Genomic DNA, 17916 nt, shown 5'->3' with positions numbered 1-17916 from the left:
GATGCTGCTGGACACCGCCAGCCTCTACTTCCGCGCCTACTTCGGCGTCCCGGACTCGCTCCGCTCCCCGCAGGGCGAGCCGGTGAACGCCGTGCGCGGCCTGCTGGACTTCATCTCCCGCCTGGTCCACGACCACGGCCCGGACCAGCTGGTCGCCTGCATGGACGCCGACTGGCGCCCGCAGTGGCGGGTCAACCTGATCCCCACCTACAAGACGCACCGGGTCGCCGAGGCCGCGCAGGACGGCGAGGAGGAGGTGCCGGACACGCTGGCCCCGCAGGTCCCGGTGATCGAGGAGGTCCTCGACGCGCTGGGCATCGCCCGGATCGGCGTCCCCGACTACGAGGCCGACGACGTGATCGGCACCCTGGCCACCCGCGCCACCGGCCCGGTGCAGATCGTCACCGGCGACCGGGACTTGTTCCAGCTGGTCGACGACGCCCGCGCGGTGACGGTGCTGTACCCGGCGAAGGGCGTCGGGTCCGCGCTGGTGATGGACGACGCGGCGCTGCGGGAGAAGTACGGCGTGCCGGGCTCCGGGTACGCGGACCTGGCCGTCCTGCGGGGGGACGCCAGTGACGGGCTGCCCGGGGTGAAGGGGATCGGGGAGAAGACGGCGACGCAACTCGTCCAGGAATACCGGGACTTGGCGGGCGTCCGGGCGGCGGCGGCCGATCCGGCCTCGAAGCTCACGCCGGCCCGGCGCCGCAACCTGCTGGAGGCGGCGCCGTACCTGGACGTGGCGCCGACGGTGGTCCGGGTGGCCAGCGACGTCCCGCTGCCCGCGTTCGATCCGGAGCTGCCCCGGGTGGCCCGCGATCCGCGGGCGCTGGAGTGGCTGGCCGGGCGCTGGGGGCTGGGGACGTCGCTGACCAGGCTGCTGGAGGTGCTGGCCGAGCGGTGAGGCCGCGGCGCGCGGGGGCTAGATGTAGCCCTCGCGCAGGGCGTAGGCCACCGCGTGGGCGCGGTTGCGCAGGTGGAAGCGCGTCGTGACGGTGTGGATGATGTTCTTGATCGTCCGCTCCGAGTAGAGCAGCTTGACCGCGATCTCCCCGGTGTCCATGCCGTCGGCGACCAGGCGCAGCACGTCCACCTCGCGCGGCAGCATGCCGAAGTCGGCGGGGCCGTTCTCCTGCGCCTGGCCCTCGCCGCCGCGCTGGCGGCCCATGCAGCCGATCAGCTTGCCCAGCAGGTCGGGCGGGAGGTCGCCGTGGCCGCGGTCGGCGGTGAGGACGGCCTGGCGCAGGCGCTCCCGGGTCACCTCGCGGCGCCACAGGATGGTGGTCACCCCGAGCGAGACCACGCCGAGCAGTTCCGGCTCCTGGATGCGGTCCAGGACCAGCACCACCCGGGTGCGCCCGGCCCGGACGAGCCGGGACAGGCTGCCCAGGGCCGCCTCGTCGAAGTCGTCGGCGACCAGCAGGGCCACGCCGCTGCCGCCCTGCTGGTCCCCGTCCACCAGCGACACCTCCGGGCACTGCCGGAGGAAGCTCACCACTCCGGCCCGGGAGAGCGGGTCCAGGGCGTGGACGGCCACCGGAACCGTCCGGGTGGTCTGCGTCGGGACCGCCCGGGCGGCCTGCGGCGGGACCGTCCTGGTGGTCTGCGGCCGGATCGGTCGGGTCGTCGTACGGACGTCGTCGGCGTACTGGAGCACGGCGCTGGTATTCCTTTCGTTGCGCTCGGCGGTGCGCCCACCGCCCCCCACAGGCGGCGGCGCACCGTCAGAACCGGTCGGTCGGCGTCGTCCGCACGCGACGCCGTCCCTCCCCCCGCGGCCGGTCCGGCACCGCGGGAGCTCTCCCGTCCGCCGGAGGTCCGGCGGCCACGGACCAAGCTATCCGCCGCCGGTCAATAAAAGATTGACGGATGCGCATCTGCGCCGTCGGTTCCCGTTCGGCGGGACTTTTTTCCTTTTCCTCCGGGCGGGCGGTCCGCGGCGCCGCGGAATCGAATGCGCGGGGACGGCCGGCGGCCGAGGACCGCCCGCGGCGGTGGAATTGCACCCGCCCCGGCGCCGCGGTCCGCCGGGGCGAACCGCTACCTTCTGACGATGACGGAAATCGGAGAGCCCCGCGGCGCGTCGGCCCCGGATGCGGACGGCGGGGAGCGGCTGCGCCTGTGCCTGCTCGGGCCGGTGCAGGCCTGGTGCGGGGAGCGCGAGTTGGAGCTCGGCCCGCCGCAGCAGCGGTCGCTGCTGACCGCGCTGGCGCTGCGGGCCCGCCGGATCGTGTCCGTCGACGAGCTGCTCGACGCGCTGTGGGAGGAGCCGCCGGCCCGCGCCGCCGCGATCGTGCGGACCTACGTGTCGCGGCTGCGGCGGGTGCTGGAGCCGGACCGGGTGCACCCGACGGTGCTGGTGTCCTCGGGCAGCGGCTACGTGCTGCGGCTCCCGGCCGACTGCGTGGACGCCGAGGTGTTCGAGGACCGGGTCGCCGCGGCGGGCCGGGCCCGCGCGCTGGGGGACACCTCCGGGGCGCTCGGGCTGCTGCGGGAGGCGTGCGGGCTGTGGCACGGCGAGCCGCTGGCCGGGCTGCCGGGGCCGCTCGCCCAGGCGCACCGGGCCCGGCTGGTCGAGCGCCGGCTGAACGCCGTCCAGGCCTGGCTGGAGACCGAGTTGGAGACGGGGCGGCACGCGGAGGCGATCGGCGAGCTGACCGTGTGGGTGAGCCGGTACCCGCTGCTGGAGCCGATGCGCGAGCTGCTGATGCTGGCGCTGTACCGCGGCGGGCGGCAGGCCGAGGCGCTGGGCGTGTACGCGGACGCCCGGCGCGCGCTGCTGGAGCAGCTGGGGGTCGATCCGGGGCCGCGGCTGCGCGAGCTGCACCTGGGCATCCTGTCGGGCGATCCGAAGCTGGCCGCACCGGCCGCGCCCGCCGTACCGCCCCCGCCGGCGGAGCCGCCCGCGCCGCCCGCCCCGGCGCGGCCNGCCCGCCCGCCGCGCCCGTCCCGCCCGCCCAGCTGCCCGCGGACGTCTCCGACCACACCGGCCGGGAGGAGCTCTGCGCGGCGCTGTGCGCGGACCTGGCGCCGGACGGCCCGGCGATGCCGGTGGTGGGGGTCTCGGGCCTGGGCGGGGTGGGCAAGTCGACGCTGGCGGTGCACGTCGCGCACGCGGTGGGCGGGCAGTACCCGGACGGGCAGCTGTACGTGAACCTGCGGGGGGCGGGGGCGTTCCCCGCCGACCCGGGCGAGGTGCTGGCGGGTTTCCTGGGCGCGCTGGGGGTGGCCGACGCGGCGCTCCCGCCGGGGACGGCGGAGCGGGCGGCGCTGTTCCGCTCCCGGGTGGCGGGGCTGCGGGTGCTGATCGTGCTGGACGACGCCCGCGACACCCGGCAGGTCCGGCCGCTGCTGCCGGGCAGCCGCTCGTGCGCGGTGCTGGTGACCAGCCGGGCCTGGCTGTCGGGGCTGCCGACGACCCGGCAGGTCGGCCTGGAGCCGCTGACCCCGGAGGAGTCGGTGCGGCTGCTCGCGGCGATCGCCGGGCGGGCGCGGGTGGCGGCCGAGCCGGCGGCGGCCCGGCGGCTGGCGGAGGCCTGCGGGTTCCTGCCGCTGGCGGTGCGGACGGCGGCGTCCCGGCTGGCGGCCCGCCCGGCCTGGCAGCTGTCGCACATGGCGGACCGGCTGGCCTCCGAGCGGCGGCGGCTGGCCGAGCTGGAGGCCGGGGAGCTGGCGGTCGCCGCGTCGTTCCGGCTCAGCTACGACCAGCTCGACGCGGAGGGCGCCCGGGCGTTCCGGCTGCTGTCGCTGGCGGACGGCCCGGGGGTGTCGTCGGCGGCGGCCGCGGTGCTGCTGGGGCTGCCGGAGCCGGCGGCCGAGCGGCTGGCCGAGGCGCTGACCGACCTGGGGCTGCTGTCCTGCCCGTTCCCCGGCCGCTACCAGTACCACGACCTGCTGCGGCTGTTCGCCCGCGAGCTGGTGCGGGAGGTGGACGGGGAGGCCGCCGGGCGGGCCGCCGTCGAGCGGCTGCTGCGGCACTACCTGGCGACGGTGGCGGGCCTGTACCGGGTGGTGCGGCCCGGCTACCCCTTCGCGGACCTGGTGGCGGCGGGGGCCGCCGGGCCGGGGTTCACCGGGCCGGGGTTCACCGGGCCGGCCGAGGGGCTGCGCTGGGCCCGGCAGGAGGTGCCCGCGGTGCTGGCGGTCGCCGGGCAGGCCGCCCGGGACCCGGACGGCCCGCTGGCGCTGGTCGCGGACCTGACGCTGCTGCTGGTCCAGCTGATCGACCTGGGCACGGCCGTGCCGGAGCTGTGCGACCTGGCCGGGCGGGTGGCCGGGGCCGCCGGGGCGGCGGGCCTGCCGGAGAGCGAGGCGCGGGCCCGGTACACGCTGATGTGGGCGCAGCGGGAGTTCCAGCGCACCTCGCAGGCCCGCTCCGAGGCGGCGCGGGTGGTCGCGCTGGCGCGGCGGACCGGGCAGTCGGCCCTGCTGCCGGGCGCGCTGGTGGTGCTGGCGCTGACCAGCCTCCCGCACTGCACGGACGAGCAGGTGGCCGCCTGGTGCGACGAGGCCGTCGCGCTCGCCGCCGAGCTGGGCAACCGGTCGGCGCGGGCCTTCGTGGAGGGGATGGCGGCGCTGGCCGACCTCGCCGTCGACCGGCCGGAGTCGGCCCTGGGCCGGGCCGAGCGCAGCCTGGCGGCCTTCCGGGGCCTGGGGGACTTCGTCGGGCAGGTCCACATGCTGTACGCCCGGGCGGGGGCGCTGCACGGGCTGGGCCGGTTCGAGGCGGCGGGCCGGGACTACGAGGAGTGCCTGGGCGCGCTGCGCGCGCTGGGCTCCTGGGACCGGATGCCGGGCGTGCTGGTGTCGCTGGCCGGGTCCTACCGGGCCGCCGGGCGTCCGGCCCAGGCGCTGGAGGCGGCCGAGCAGGCGCTGGCGATCGCCGAGCGGGTCGGTCTGGAGCACCGCCGGGCGGGTGCGCTGGCCGCCGTCGGGCAGGCGCTGTCCGACCTCGGGGAGCAGGACGGCGGCCCGGCCTGTCTGGCGTAGCGCGGCGGCTCCGGCAGGCTCTTCGGCGGCGGGCTCCGGCGGCGGCTCGGCAGTAGGCCGACGGCGGTTCGGGAGCGGGGCCGCCGTCGGCTTCCGGAACATTTCCCCCGCAAGTCCGTGATCTCGCCGAGATATTCTCCGCAGGCTGCGCAACGATCATCACGGTTGCATTTCGGCGTGAACGCCGGAGCGGCGCCCGGACGTTCGGGGGGAGCATTCGGCCGGGCCGGGCTCCGGTTCGCCGGACTTCGGGTGCGGAAGTCGGCCGGCCGGGTCGGCGGCGATTACCCGCCGGATTCCGCGGGCCCGTTCTCCGTTCACCCGAAGCACCCCCGGTGAACCCCGGCGAACCCCGGCGGACCCCGGCGGACCCCCGGAGCGCGCCCGCGCCGTTCCGTCGGGCGGGGCGGCCGCGGGGCCCTTCCGGGGGCAGGGCCGGCTGCCCCATCGGGCAGTGTCGGCGGGCGGCGGGGACGGGCCGGGAGCCGTGCGTTGACACCCCGCTCCGGTCTGGTCCACCGTGGTGAAACCAGGCCGTCCACGGTGCCGCCGCCCCCTCCGCCCCCGCCGGGGAGCCCGTCCGGGACGGCCCGGCGGGCCGGTCAGAGCACCTGCTCCCCGCTCGGCGGCCGGGCGCCGCAACGCATCTGACGATCAGACGGAGATTCCCACACCATGCAACGAGTCTGCCTCGCCCTGCCCACCATGCGGGCCTGTCCCGGCACCATCGTGGACCTCGTCGAGGAGGCGGCCTACGCCGTCGAGACCTTCGGGGTCGAGGTGCACCTGCTCGTCCTCGACACCACCGAGGGCGCCGAGTTCGCGAAGAACGCGGACGCCGTGGCCGCGCTGGCCCCCTCCCCCGGCGTGTTCGTCCACCACCTCGGCAACGAGGCGCAGCGCGGGTTCTTCCTCGACGTGGCGCGGCGCTCCGGCGGGGCCGACCCGGAGCTGCTGCTCGACCTGATGCTGCCGCAGGACGTCGCGTACGGCTCCTGCGTCAACCGGATCTTCCTAGGCGCGGCCGCCCTGGGCTGCACCTCGGCGCACCTGCGCAACGACGACTTCGACTACCGGGTCGTCGACGGCGCGAAGATGTTCCCGATCCACCACGAGCTGCTGTCGATCGGCAAGCCGGCCGGCGAGGCGGTGGCCGGGGTGGCCCGCTCCGCGCTCGACCCGGCGGACGCGGAGAAGCCGGTGATGCTGGTCAGCGCCGCCTTCATGGGCGAACTCAACGTGGACATCGGCGAGATCAACGAGCTGGAGCCGGAGGTCTACCGGGACCTGGTGCGGCTGTGGACCCCGCGGGTGTGGACCCGCGAGCAGCAGGACGCCATGGTGGACGTCTCCTTCAAGGGCGCCGAGGAGGAGACCTTCGACCCCGACGACTCGGTGCTCGGCGTGCCGGACATCTGGGACGTCTACATGTGCAACGTCGCCATCGACCACCGGGGTTACGAGGTGCTGCCGCTGGTGCCCTCGCTGCGCACGATCGGCGCCGACTACGCGCTGCTGCACGCCCTGGTGCACGCCAAGCTGCCCGCCGTCATCCACAAGCGGCACATCGTCAACTACTACACGCCCGAGCGCCGGATCGGCGCCGGGTTCGTCTCGTACCAGCTGCGCTTCGTCAAGATGCTGCTCTCGATGCTGTACCTGTACCCGGTCTACGGCCAGATGATCGACCTGGGCACCGGGCTGCTGGACGAGCGGCACGAGCTGAAGGTCGAGCCGGTCCTCGGCCTGGTGCGCAGCACCGTCGACCTGGAGCGGGACACCAACGAGACCTGCCTGGACGAGGTGGACCGCCTCTACCGCAAGCTGGGCGGCAAGTACGCCGAGCTGGCGGACGTGGTGGCCGGGCAGCGGCAGCAGCTGCTGGACGAGGCCCGGGAGGACGCGGTGCGCTGGGCCGTGCTGATCGAGAACTGGGCGCCGATGGTGGCCGCCGCCCGCGAGCGGGGGCTCGCCGGGTGAGCGGGGAATTCCTGATCCGGCAGCTCGCCGACGGGGACTGGGACGCCGTGGTCGCGCTGGAGCACGACGCCTACGCGGCCGACGGCCTCTCCGAGGGGCGGGCGGCGCTGCAGTCCCGGGTCGCCTGCTCGCCGGGGACCTGCTTCGTGCTGGAGCAGGTCGGCACCGGCGCCGTCCGCGGCTACCTGCTGAGCCTGCCGTACCCGCCGCTGCGCTGCCCGGACCTCGCGGTGGCGGAGGCCGGGGCGTTCGCCTCGGACAACCTGCACGTGCACGACCTGGTGCTGGCCGAGGAGCTGCGCGGCCGGGAGCTGGCCGCGAACCTGATGGAGCACGTGCAGGCGCGGGCGGCGGAGGGGGGCTTCCGGCAGATCTCGATGGTCGCGGTGCGCGGCTCCGACATCCTGCTGCGCTTCTACGGCTACCGGGCGCACCGGGAGGTGGCCGTGCCCGCCTCCTACGGGCGGCGCGCGGTCTACATGTCGCGGCCGGTGGACTCCGCGGGCTGACCGCCCGCACGCGTCGGGCCCGACCGGGTTGGCCACCGGTCGGGCCCGACGTGCTTGTCCGGCACGGGAGTTCGGGCGCTCACGGGAGTTCAGGCGCTCCAGGTGCGGTGGCGGACGGTGAAGGGGCGGTCCGCGTCGACGGCGACCGCGGCCCGGTACGGGCCCGGCACCGGGACGTCGGCCAGCCAGAGCGGGCCGGGCCCGAGCGGGGCGGCGTCGGCCAGCCGCAGCGGGGAGGGGCCGGCCAGCGGGAGGCCGAGGCCCTGGGCGAGCCGTCCGCCGTGGACCTTGACGCAGGCCTCCCGGCGGCACCACAGCCGGGTGAAGCGGTCGGCGCCGTCGGCGGGGGTCGGCGCCGCCAGGACCAGGGCCGCGTCGGCGGGCGGGAAGTGGCGGCGGGCGATCCGGGCGCCGACGGCGGGCCGGGCGAGCCGCTCGACGTCCGCGCCGACCCGGCGTCCGACGGCGAGGGCCAGCAGCGCGAGCGCCCCCGATCCGGACCAGTTGACCCGGATCGGCTCGGCGGACGCCGGGAGGACGGGGGCGGGCTTGCCGTGCGGGCCGTACCGCCACGCCAGGTCGGCGGGGGCGGTGCCGAGCCGGGCGGCGACCAGCAGCCGGACGGCGCCCCGGGCCACCGCGAACCGCTCGCCCTGGCGCGGGTCGCGGGCCCGGTCGGCCCGCTCCCGCTCCTCGGCGCCGAGCAGGCCGTACAGCCGGTGGACCACGTCCGGGGGCTGGTCGGTGGGGATGCTCCAGACCTCGACGACGTCGACGGCGGCCGCGGCGTCCCGTGCCGCGCCGTCCCGTGCCGCGCCGTCCCGTGCCGCGGCGTCCCGTGCCGCGCCGTCCCGTGCCGCGCCGTCCCGTGCCGCGCTGCTCACGGCAGGGTCAGGGTGCTGAGCCGGCCCAGGCGCCGGTCGTGGTCGGCGACCAGCAGTGGGCCGGGACCGGCGAGGCGGTCGGCCAGCAGGGTCCAGACGCCGGTGAAGGGCTGCCCGGGGCGGGCCGCCTCGGCGCCCTCGGTGTCCTCGGCGCTGCCGTGCGAGGCCAGGTCGGCGGCGAGCAGCAGCCCGGCGCCCGGCCCGAGCCGGCGGTGCCGGTCGAGGACGGAGCGCAGGGCGTCGGCGCCGTCCGGCTGGTCCTGTCCGCGGACCCGCAGGCCCTCCCCCGGCGCCTCCTCGCAGACCAGGACGACGGCGCGGTGCTCGGCGGGCAGTTCGACGGGTTCGGCGGGCCGGTGGTGCAGGGCGCTCTGCTCGGCGAGCACGATCACGGCCCGTCGGCAGCCGCCGGTGCGGTGGTGGGCGGCGGCGATCCGCAGCGCGGTGAAGGCGGTGGCGCTGCCCTGGTCGCAGACGGCGAAGGCGGTCGGCTGCCCGGGGCAGTGGCGGCTGAGCTGGAGCGAGGCGGGCGCGGCGGGCCGGACGTCCGGGGAGGAGAAGGCGAGGATCAGCAGATCCGCGGGTTCGCCCCCGGGCAGGGCCCGGGCCAGCAGTCCGGCGCCCATCTCGGCGTAGTCGTGCCCGGCGCCCTCGGTCAGCAGGTCCTCGCGCAGCGGCAGGGCGTACGGGCGGACCAGGTCGGCGGTGAAGGTGCGCAGGTCGGGGTGGAGCGCGGCCGCGGCGCGGCCGTCGAATCCGGCGGCGACCGCCCTGGTCACCCGCAGGCCGCGGGTCTCGGCGGGCACCGGGTCAGTCCTCGTCGGCGTGGTGCCCGACGACGTAGTCGGTGAGGCTGTCGAGGGTGCGGACGTCGTCGACGACGAGGTGCTCGACGTCGACCTGGATGGCGAGCGTCTCCTCGATGTCGAGGACCAGTTCGACGATGCCGGAGGAGGTGAGGCCGTAGTCGTCGAAGAAGCAGGCGTTCTCGGGGATGTCGGCGAGTTCGACGCCCAGGACGCGCGGCAGGACCTGCTCGATGCCGCGCCGGATGCGCTCGCGCACCTCGGGGTCGGCCGGCGCGGTCGCGGGCAGGGCGGCGGTGGGCGGGGCGGATTCTGACATGGGTGGACCGTTCGGTGGGTGGGTGGCGGGGAGGAACGAGGGGTGCGGCGGCGGTGCGTCAGTGCTGCAGGACCATGGCCGCGAAGGTGGCGCCGATGCCGGCGGCGGCGATCAGGTAGTGGTCGCCGGGCCGCAGCGCCCCGCCGGTGGTGGCGGTGCGGAGGTTGACGAAGGCGTCCGCGGCGAAGCTGTGGCCGACCGCGGGGACGTTGTCCAGGACCACCCGCTCGACGGGGTAGTCGAGTTGGCGGCAGGTCATCCGCCAGGAGGCCTGGTTGACGTTGTGCGGGATCAGCAGCGCGATGTCGGCGAGCTCCAGGCCCGCCCGGTCGAGCGCGGCCCCGATGGTCTCGACCAGGACGGGCTGGTACTCGCGCTGGTAGCGGACCATCAGCTCCGGGTCCTCGGCGGGTCGGCCGTAGAACTCGGGGCGCTGGCGGACCGCGTAGGAGAGCACCCGGTTCCGGTCGCCGCCGGGGCTGACCAGGCAGGCCGTCGAGGCCTCGGCGAAGATCGTGGTGTCGGGCAGGAGTTGGGCGTCCCGGGTGAAGGTCTTCTCCCCCGCCACCACCAGGGCCAGCGCCGACGGGTCGCCGTCGTCGGCGAGCAGCCGTCCGGCCAGGTCGACGGCCAGCAGCGAGGCGGCGCAGGCCTGTTGGGTGACGGTGAACGCCTCGGCGCGGACGAGGCCGAAGCGCTCCCGGAGCCGGTGCAGGGGGTTGAGCGGGTAGGGCTCGGCGACCGGCGTGTTGCGGGCGTGCAGCAGGTACCGGACGCGGTGTTCGTTGCCGCGCAGTTCGGGCAGGGCCCGGACGGCGGCGTCCAGCAGGTCGAGCAGCGTCCCGTCCGGGTCCAGGCGCACCTGGTCCAGGCCGTGGAAGCGGCGGAAGAGTCGGAGTTGACGTGGGGTAAGGCCGATCCGGGCGCCCACGTCCTCGATCGGTTCGAGTCGCGGGGGGAGGTGGACGGCCACTGCCTCCAGTGCGGTCACCCCGGTTAGTATTCCCACGCTCCGTGGGTCGCACAAGCGATCACCGATCCGGAGCCCCCTCCCTCACCCCGTTGCCGTCGAGCCGGTGGAGCCTTCCGATGACTGATTCCCAGCCTTCCTTCGTGCACCCAGAAACCGCTTCCGACCTGGCCTCCGCGCCGCCCGGCGCCCTCGATCCGGGGTTGCTGGCCGCGCTGGCCGAGGCCGCCGACGCTCTGCCCGAATGGGCAGACTCGCTCGCCCCGACGGACCGACTCGACGGCGATCTCGCCCTGGACGAAAGCGAGTTCGCCGTGCTGGACGCGCTGCTGCGGGAGCGCTTCGGCACCGACCTGGGCGCGCTGCGGGCCGGTCTCGACCTGGACGGCCTGGCCGCGCTGACCGTCGGCGACCTGGCGGAGCTGGTGCGCCGGTGAGCCGCTTCCTGCTGGTGGTGCCCCCGCTGGCCGGGCACGTCAACCCGGCGGCCGGGATCGCGGACGAGCTGCTCGCGCGCGGCCACGAGGTGGCCTGGACCGGCACCGAGACGATGTTCCGGCCGCTGCTCGGCCCGGACGCCCGGGTCTTCGGCACCGGCAACCGGATGTTCCGGGCGATGGGCGGCCACGGCCTGGCCTCGCTGCGCTCGCTCTGGGAGGGCTTCGTCGTCCCGTACGCCAGGTTCACCCTGAAGCCGCTGGACGCGGTGGTGCGGGAGTTCCGGCCGGACGCGCTGCTGGTGGACCAGCACACCCCGGCGGGCGCGCTGGTCGCGCACCGGCACGGGCTGCCGTGGGCGACGCTGGCGCCGGGGGCGATGGAGCTGGGCCGCCCGTACCGGCACCTGCCGCGGGTGGAGGCCTGGACGGCGGGCCTGCTGGCGGGGCTGTGGGAGCGGGCGCAGCTGCCCGCCGGGGAGTTCACCGACCCGCGCTGCTCGCCGCACCTGGTGCTGGCCACCACCGGCCGGGCGCTGCTCGGCGCGCTGCCGCCGCTGCCGCAGCTCGCCGCGGTGGGGCCGGTGCTGACGGCGCGTCCGGCCTCTCCGGCGTTCCCGTGGGAGCGGCTGGAGCCGGGCCGGCGCACCGTGCTGGTCACCATGGGGAGCATGTCGGACGCGGTCGGCGTGGACTTCCTGCACCGCACCGTCGCGGCGCTGGCGCTGCTCGGCGACGGTGTCCGGGCGGTCGTCGCCTCGCCCCGCGGGGCACTTCCGGCTGCCCTTCCGGACTCCGTCACGGTGGTCGATCGGGCACCGGTGCTGGAGCTGCTGTCCGGCGGCCGGTTGGACGCGGTGCTCTGCCATGGTGGGATGAACACCGTGGTCGAGTCGCTGGCGCACGGTGTCCCCGTGCTGGCGGCCCCGATCCGCAACGACCAGCCGTTCGTGGCGCAGCGGGTCGTGGAGGCCGGGGCCGGCCTCCGGGTCCCGTTCGCCCGGGTCAGTCCGCCGGTGATCGCCGAGCGGCTGCGGCGGGTGCTCGACGAGCCCTCCCACCGGGCGGCCGCCGAGTCGATCGGTCGTCAACTGCTGTCCGGGGGCGGGGCGTCGGCCGCCGCCGACCGGATGGAAGCGCTGGTCGCCCCCTGATACCGCCTCGCGTCCGCCCACCACCGTCCCATGAGCGGTGGCCGGCGGGCGCGAGGCCCCCGCACCCCATCCCAGCCCGGGAGTTCTGGTTGATCGAGACCAAGGGACTTCGCAAGTCCTATCCGTCCGGAAAACACGGCCGCACCGTGGTCGACGCCGTCCGCGGCATCGACCTGGACGTCCAGGCAGGTGAGATCTTCGGCTTCCTCGGCCCCAACGGCGCCGGGAAGACCACCACCCTGCGCATGCTCGCCACGCTCATCCGCCCGGACGGCGGCGAAGCCCTGATCGCCGGCGCCGACCTGCTGGCCGACCCGGCCGAGGTCCGCCGCCGGATCGGCTACGTCGCCCAGGGCGGCGGCACCGCCGACGCGGTCACCGGGCGGGAAGAGCTCGTCCTGCAGGCCCGGATGTACGGCAGCCGCAAGGCCGACGCGCTGCGGCAGGCCGAGGACGCGCTGAAGGCCTTCGACCTGACCGAGTTCGCCGACCGGCACTGCAGCACCTACTCGGGCGGCCAGCGCCGCCGGGTGGACATCGCCCTCGGGGTGATCCACTCCCCGCGGGTGCTGTTCCTCGACGAGCCGACGGTGGGCCTCGACCCGGCCAGCCGCGGCCAGGTGTGGGCCGAGATCGAGCGGCTGCGCACCGAGGGCATGACGGTGGTGGTGACCACCCACTACCTGGACGAGGCCGACGCGCTCTGCGACCGGGTCGCGATCGTCGACCACGGCCAGGTCGTGGTCGAGGGCACGCCGGAGGCGCTCAAGCGCGAGATCTCCGGCGACGTCGTCCTGCTCGGCCTCACCGCCGGGGAGAGCGGGCCCGCCGCCGACGCCCTGCGCGGGCAGCCGTACCTGCACCGGCTGGAGCCGGGCGAGGACGGCCTGCGACTCTACCTGGACGACGGCGCGGCGGCGATCCCGCAGGTGCTGAGCGTCCTGAACGGGGCCGGCATCGTCCCCGGGACGGTGCAGCTCCAGCGGCCGAGCCTGGACGACGTCTTCCTGGCCCGCACCGGCCGCTCCATCGAACAGTCCTGACGAGAAACCCCTGGGGTCCCTTCCGTGAAGCTCGCCCGTGACACCTGGCTGGTCTTCCAGCGGCAAGTAGTGCTGATGTGGCGCACCCCGATCTGGATCGTGGTCGGCATCACCCAGCCGGTCTTCTACCTGCTGCTGTTCGCCCCGCTGCTCAAGCAGGTGCTGGCGCCGATGGGCGCGAGCACCTACGCCGAGGCCTACCAGATCTACGTCCCCGGCCTGTTGGCGGTGCTCTGCATCTTCGGCGGCCTCTACACCGGCTTCAGCCTGCTCGGCGAGCTGAAGGCCGGCATCATCGAGCGCTCCCGGGTGACCCCGGTCAGCCGGCTCGCCCTGCTGCTGGGGCGGGCGCTGCGCGAGACGCTCGGACTGCTCGTCCAGGCGGTCGTCATCACGCTGGTGGCGCTGCCGTTCGGCCTGCGGGTCGAGCCGCCGAGCCTGCTGCTGGCCTACCTGCTGCTCGGCCTGCTGGCCCTGATGACCTCGGCCGTCTCGTACGGGATCGCGCTGGCGCTGCCCAACGACGCCGCGATGGCGCCGGTGGTGAACACCATCGCCCAGCCGATCGGCCTGCTCTCCGGCACGCTGCTGCCGATCGCGCTGGCGCCGGTGTGGCTGCAGACGGCGGCCAAGTGGAACCCGTTCTACTGGGCGGTGGAGGGCATGCGGGCGCTGTTCTCCGGCCATCCCGGCGACAGCGTGGTCTGGCAGGGGCTGCTGATCGTCGCGGTGCTGACGACCGCGGCGGTGTGGTACTCGGCCCGGCTGTTCTCGGCCCGGATCCGCTAGCCGCACGCAGGGGAGGGGGGAGAGGCCGCGGCTTCTCCCCCCTCCCCTGCGTGCTGCGCGTTCAGCGCGCGGCGGCCCGGACGAAGTCGGCCAGCCGGGCCACGCCGGTCTCGATCTGCTGCGGGCTCAGCGCGCTGATCGACAGCCGCAGTCGGCGCTCGCCGCCGCCCGCCGGGTAGAACGGGGCCATCGGCGTCCAGAGCACGCCGTGCTCGCGGGCGCAGCGCTCCATCGCCGCCTCGTCGGCGGTGAACGGCACCTGGAGCACGGCGAAGAAACCGCCCTCCGGCTCGTTCCAGGAGACGCCGAGCCGCTCCCGTTCGGCGGCCGGGAAGTGCCGCTCCAACTCCCGCAGCAGGACGGCCAGGTTGGCCGCGTAGTGGGCGCGGGCCGGGGCGTTGGCGGCCCGCAGCCGGCAGTCGTGCCGCAGCAGCATGCCGCCGATCACGGCCTGGCTGAGCGCCGGGGTGTTGACCGTCGTCATGCTCTTCAGCTTGGCCAGTTCGTCGGCGAGCAGGGTGGTGCGGCCGTCGGGGGCGACCACCTCCTGGTCGGCGACGACGTAGCCGAGCCGGGCGCCGGGGAAGCAGGTCTTGGCGAAGGAGCCGAGGTAGACCACCTGGCGGCGCCGGTCCAGGGCCTTCAGGGTGGGGCGGTCGCCGGGCTCGCCGGGCTCGCGGGTGAAGAAGCCGTACGGGTTGTCCTCGATCACCAGCAGCCCCTCCGCGGCCGCCGCGTCCAGCAGTTCGGCGCGCGCAGCGACCGGCATGCTGGTGCCGGACGGGTTGGCGAAGTCGGGGACGACGTAGAGCGCCCGCGGGCGGCGGCCGGTGGCCCGGACGGCGCGGGCCGCCGCGCGCACGGCCCGCGGGTCCGGGCCGCCGTCCGGCCCCTCGGGGACGGGGACGGTCGCCAGGTCGAGCAGCCGGGCGGCGCCGGTGACGCCGACGTAGCAGGGCGAGCTGACCAGCAGCACGTCCTCGGGCGTGGCGCACAGGGCGCGCAGCACCAGCAGCATGCCCTCCTGGGCGCCGACGGTGAGCACCAGCGCCTCGGGGGCCGCGTCCAGGCCCTCGTCGTTGGCGAGGGTGCGGGCGACCAGGTCCGCGACGATGCCTTTGGTCGGGCCGTACTGGAACAGCGCGGTGCGCACCGCGCTGCCGCCCAGGCCGCGTTCGGCGAGGTGGGTGAGGTAGGCGTCCAGGTGGGCGTGGACGTCCTCGGGTTCGAAGAAGCCCTCGTGCGGGCGGCCGGGGGCGAAGGAGAGCGCGTCCGGGTAGCGCTCGGTGACCTCGTTGAGGAAGGTCATCGCGTCCAGCAGCGGGTCGGACAGCGAGCCGTGCAGGTCGGACAGCGACAGCACGGTGGCGGTGGTGGTCGTGGCGGTCGTGGTGGTGGTCGTCATCGCAGGGCCTCGCGCAGTCGGTCGGCGGCGTAGTGCTGGGCGGCGCGGCCGTCGTCGAGCACGCCGGACATCGCGAAGAAGCCGTGCGGCATGCCGTCGTAGCGGCGCAGTTCGACCGGCACCCCGGCGGCCCGCAGCGCCTCGGCGTACAGCTCGCCCTCGTCGCGCAGCGGGTCGTACTCGGCGGTGATCACGGTGGCCGGGGGCAGCCCGGCCAGCGAAGGGGCCCGCAGCGGGGAGGCCAGCGGGTCGGCGCCGTCGGCCGGGTCGGCCAGGTAGTGCGACCAGTACCAGGCCACCGAGCGGCGGTTGAACAGCAGCGGGTCGTCGTGCTCGCGGACGGACGGGGTGTCCGCGGCGTGGTCGGTGTTGGGGTAGACCAGCAGCTGGTGGCGGAGCGCGGGGCCGCCGCGCTCCCGGGCGAGCAGGGTGAGCGCGGCGGCCAGGTTGCCACCGGCGCTGTCGCCCGCGACGGCCAGCCGGGCCGGATCGGCGCCGAGGTCGGCGGCGTGCGCGGCGATCCACTCGGCGGCGGCGGCCACGTCGTGGACGGCGGCGGGGAAGGGGTGTTCGGGGGCGAGCCGGTAGCCGGCCGCGACGGTGACGCAGCCGACGGCGTTGGTGAGGCGGCGGCAGATCGCGTCGCCGGTGTCGAGCGAGCCGAGCGTCCAGCCCCCGCCGAACAGGTAGAGCAGGACCGGGAGCGGGTCGGCCGGGTCGGCCGTCCGAGCCTCGTCGGCCGCCGGGCGGTAGACCCGCAGCGGGAGCGGGCCGCCGGGGCCGGGGACGGTGAACTCCTGGACCGCGCCGACGGGTTCGGGGTTCCCGGCGGCCGCGCGGATGTCGGCGAGGTCGGCGGCGCGGGCCTCGGCGAGGGTGCGGGTGTACAGCGGGGGCGTGCCGGCCGCGGCGCGCTGTCGGCGCAGGGCCTCGGCCTGGGGGTGCAGTGGCAAGGGACGTTCCTGTGATCGGGCCGCCGGTCGGTGACGGCGGTCGGGTGCGGATGCGGATGCGGGTTCGGGTGCGCGGCGCGGCCTTGCCGGACGGCGGGGAGGGGGCGCGGCGCACGCGGGAGTGCGGGGACGGCGAACGCTCCCGAAGGCCCGGCCCGGCCACCGGTAGGTGACCGGACGAGGGGCACGGCCTGCCGCCGGATGGCGGCCCGGCCGGGACGCGGCGCGCGGGGGGCGCGGGAACCGCGGACGCCGCCGGACATCTGACCACAGGTCAACGACGGCACACCGACCGGGACCGGAACCGGAGCGGCCTGCCACCGGGTGGCGGTCCGGCCGGGGCGCGGGAACCGCGGACGCCTCCGGACAACTGACCACAGGTCAACGACGGCACACCGACCGGGACCGGAACCGGAGCGGCCTGCCACCGGGTGGCGGTCCGGCCGGGGCGCGGGAACCGCGGACGCCTCCGGACATCTGACCACAGGTCAGCGGCAGCGCACCGGCCGGGACCGGAGCGGCTGGCGGTCAGGGGCGGTCGGCGGGGGGCTCCGGGGCGACCGCGGTGGGGTCGAGGTCGGACAGCCGGGGGCGGCCGAGCAGGGCCAGGGCGTCGTCGAGTTCGGCCTTCAGCAGGTCGAGGACGCGGGCGGCGCCGGCCTCGCCGTCGACGGCGAGGCCCCACAGCAGGGGGCGGCCGATCAGGACGGCGCGGGCGCCGAGGGCGACCGCGAGGGCAACATCCGTGCCCGTACGGACACCGCCGTCCAGGAGGACGGGCAGGTTCGGCGGGACGGCGGCGGCCACTTCGGGCAGCGCGGCGAGGGACGGGAGGGCACCGTCGAGCTGGCGGCCGCCGTGGTTGGAGACCAGGACGGCGTCGACGCCGTGCTCGGCGGCGAGCCGGGCGTCCTCGGCGGTGAGGATGCCCTTGAGGACGATCGGCAGGCGGGTGCGCTCGCGCAGCCAGGCGAGGTCGGCCCAGGTCAGGGTGGGGTCGAACTGCTCCTTGGCGTGGTCGGCGATGCCCGAACTGCCCGGTCCGGCGCGGTGGCTGGCGGCCATCACGGCCTGGTCGACGTTGACGGCGCGGACGTGCGCGGGGACGGCAAAGCCGTTGCGGGCGTCGCGCAGGCGGCGGCCGATCCGGGGGGCGTCCACGGTCAGCACCAGGGCGCGGTACCCGGCGGCTTCGGCGCGGTCGACCAGGGCGGTCAGCACGTCGCGGCGGCGCAGCCAGTACAGCTGGAGCCAGAGCGGACCGGTGGCCGCCTCGGCGATGGACTCCAGGGTGCGGCTGGCGAAGATCCCGGCGACCATCAGCGCGCCCGCGCGGCCCGCGGCGCGGGCGGTGGCGACCTCGCCCTCGGGGTGGAACAGCTGGTGGTAAGCCATCGGGGCGATGCCGACCGGGGTCTCCAGGCGGCTGCCGAGCAGGGTGAGGCCCTGGTCGGTGGCGGAGACGTCGACCAGGGTGCGCGGGCGCAGCCGGCACTGTTCGAACCGGGCCCGGTTGGCGGCGAGGGTGCGTTCGGCGCCGCTGCCGCCCTGCACGAAGTCCCAGGTCCCGGCGGGGAGCCGGTCCCGGGCCGCGCGTTCGAAGTCCGCCAGTTCCAGGGCTTCCAAGGGTCTGCCTTTCCGGGCAGGCCTCGGTCGGGCCCGCTCCGGCCCGGCAGCG

General features: G+C 76.0%; 17 protein-coding genes. 9 read left to right on the top strand and 8 right to left on the bottom strand.

Going from position 1 to position 17916, the window contains the following annotated elements; translation table 11 throughout:
• The first annotated feature begins 1 nt into the window (after position 1).
• On the top strand, positions 2-904 hold the full coding sequence (locus HUT16_RS31910) for a 5'-3' exonuclease (RefSeq protein ID WP_176192970.1): 903 nt from the start codon (positions 2-4) through the stop codon (positions 902-904).
• Positions 905-922: 18 nt separating this feature from the next.
• On the opposite strand, the gene HUT16_RS31905 is transcribed toward HUT16_RS31910, so the two are convergent.
• The gene (locus tag HUT16_RS31905; RefSeq protein ID WP_176191494.1) at positions 923-1657 is read right to left on the bottom strand and encodes a LuxR C-terminal-related transcriptional regulator; all 735 of its coding nucleotides are present in this window, start codon (positions 1655-1657) and stop codon (positions 923-925) included.
• 396 nt (positions 1658-2053) lie between these two features.
• On the opposite strand from HUT16_RS31905, the gene HUT16_RS31900 reads away from it, so the two are divergent.
• The 4 genes from HUT16_RS31900 to HUT16_RS31885 all read left to right on the top strand — a co-directional run bounded on the left by HUT16_RS31900 (position 2054) and on the right by HUT16_RS31885 (position 7478).
• On the top strand, positions 2054-3154 hold the full coding sequence (locus tag HUT16_RS31900) for an AfsR/SARP family transcriptional regulator (RefSeq protein WP_176191493.1): 1101 nt from the start codon (positions 2054-2056) through the stop codon (positions 3152-3154).
• A complete protein-coding gene (locus HUT16_RS31895) occupies positions 3046-4989 on the top strand; it encodes an NB-ARC domain-containing protein (protein ID WP_176191492.1) in 1944 nt (647 codons plus the stop codon). The genes HUT16_RS31900 and HUT16_RS31895 overlap by 109 nt, the downstream gene beginning before the upstream one ends.
• Before the next feature lie 675 nt (positions 4990-5664).
• Positions 5665-6969 carry a DUF6271 family protein gene (locus HUT16_RS31890; RefSeq protein ID WP_176191491.1) on the top strand — a complete coding sequence of 435 codons (1305 nt, stop codon included), beginning with the start codon at positions 5665-5667 and terminating at the stop codon, positions 6967-6969.
• Entirely contained in the window at positions 6966-7478 is a 513-nt protein-coding gene (locus tag HUT16_RS31885) for a GNAT family N-acetyltransferase (RefSeq protein ID WP_176191490.1), read from the top strand. Before HUT16_RS31890 ends, HUT16_RS31885 begins: the two co-directional genes overlap by 4 nt.
• An 89-nt stretch (positions 7479-7567) precedes the next feature.
• On the opposite strand, the gene HUT16_RS31880 is transcribed toward HUT16_RS31885, so the two are convergent.
• From HUT16_RS31880 to HUT16_RS31865, 4 genes are read right to left on the bottom strand one after another with little or no spacing between them, the layout of a single operon-like run.
• Positions 7568-8362 (bottom strand): 4'-phosphopantetheinyl transferase superfamily protein, encoded by a 795-nt coding sequence (locus tag HUT16_RS31880; RefSeq protein ID WP_176191489.1) that lies wholly within the window; start codon positions 8360-8362, stop codon positions 7568-7570.
• A complete protein-coding gene (locus HUT16_RS31875; RefSeq protein ID WP_176191488.1) occupies positions 8359-9168 on the bottom strand; it encodes a hypothetical protein in 810 nt (269 codons plus the stop codon). The genes HUT16_RS31880 and HUT16_RS31875 overlap by 4 nt, the downstream gene beginning before the upstream one ends.
• A 4-nt stretch (positions 9169-9172) precedes the next feature.
• The gene (locus tag HUT16_RS31870) at positions 9173-9487 is read right to left on the bottom strand and encodes an acyl carrier protein (RefSeq protein ID WP_176191487.1); all 315 of its coding nucleotides are present in this window, start codon (positions 9485-9487) and stop codon (positions 9173-9175) included.
• A 58-nt stretch (positions 9488-9545) separates the two neighbouring features.
• Positions 9546-10478, bottom strand: a complete 933-nt coding sequence (locus HUT16_RS31865) for a 3-oxoacyl-[acyl-carrier-protein] synthase III C-terminal domain-containing protein (protein WP_176191486.1) — start codon at positions 10476-10478, stop codon at positions 9546-9548.
• Between the two features lie 122 nt (positions 10479-10600).
• Here HUT16_RS31865 and HUT16_RS31860 point away from each other — a divergent pair, with 122 nt between their 5' ends.
• The 4 genes from HUT16_RS31860 to HUT16_RS31845 all read left to right on the top strand — a co-directional run bounded on the left by HUT16_RS31860 (position 10601) and on the right by HUT16_RS31845 (position 13880).
• Positions 10601-10894, top strand: a complete 294-nt coding sequence (locus HUT16_RS31860; protein ID WP_176191485.1) for a hypothetical protein — start codon at positions 10601-10603, stop codon at positions 10892-10894.
• The gene (locus HUT16_RS31855) at positions 10891-12048 is read left to right on the top strand and encodes a glycosyltransferase (protein WP_176191484.1); all 1158 of its coding nucleotides are present in this window, start codon (positions 10891-10893) and stop codon (positions 12046-12048) included. Before HUT16_RS31860 ends, HUT16_RS31855 begins: the two co-directional genes overlap by 4 nt.
• Positions 12049-12137: 89 nt before the next feature.
• On the top strand, positions 12138-13091 hold the full coding sequence (locus HUT16_RS31850) for an ATP-binding cassette domain-containing protein (RefSeq protein WP_176191483.1): 954 nt from the start codon (positions 12138-12140) through the stop codon (positions 13089-13091).
• A 24-nt stretch (positions 13092-13115) separates the two neighbouring features.
• Complete coding sequence (locus tag HUT16_RS31845; protein WP_176191482.1) at positions 13116-13880, top strand: ABC transporter permease; 765 nt, start codon at positions 13116-13118, stop codon at positions 13878-13880.
• 61 nt (positions 13881-13941) lie between these two features.
• Here HUT16_RS31845 and HUT16_RS31840 read toward each other — a convergent pair whose 3' ends face one another.
• The 3 genes from HUT16_RS31840 to HUT16_RS31830 form a co-directional block, all read right to left on the bottom strand.
• The gene (locus HUT16_RS31840; RefSeq protein ID WP_176191481.1) at positions 13942-15285 is read right to left on the bottom strand and encodes a PLP-dependent aminotransferase family protein; all 1344 of its coding nucleotides are present in this window, start codon (positions 15283-15285) and stop codon (positions 13942-13944) included.
• A complete protein-coding gene (locus HUT16_RS31835; protein WP_176191480.1) occupies positions 15282-16238 on the bottom strand; it encodes an alpha/beta hydrolase in 957 nt (318 codons plus the stop codon). The genes HUT16_RS31840 and HUT16_RS31835 overlap by 4 nt, the downstream gene beginning before the upstream one ends.
• A gap of 528 nt (positions 16239-16766) precedes the next feature.
• The gene (locus tag HUT16_RS31830) at positions 16767-17864 is read right to left on the bottom strand and encodes an alpha-hydroxy acid oxidase (RefSeq protein WP_176191479.1); all 1098 of its coding nucleotides are present in this window, start codon (positions 17862-17864) and stop codon (positions 16767-16769) included.
• Positions 17865-17916: the final 52 nt, after the last annotated feature.

Source organism: Kitasatospora sp. NA04385 (assembly GCF_013364235.1).
Classification (GTDB): domain Bacteria; phylum Actinomycetota; class Actinomycetes; order Streptomycetales; family Streptomycetaceae; genus Kitasatospora.
The sequence above is the reverse complement of the archived record's forward strand: the minus strand, read 5'-3'. Positions and strand labels throughout refer to the sequence as shown.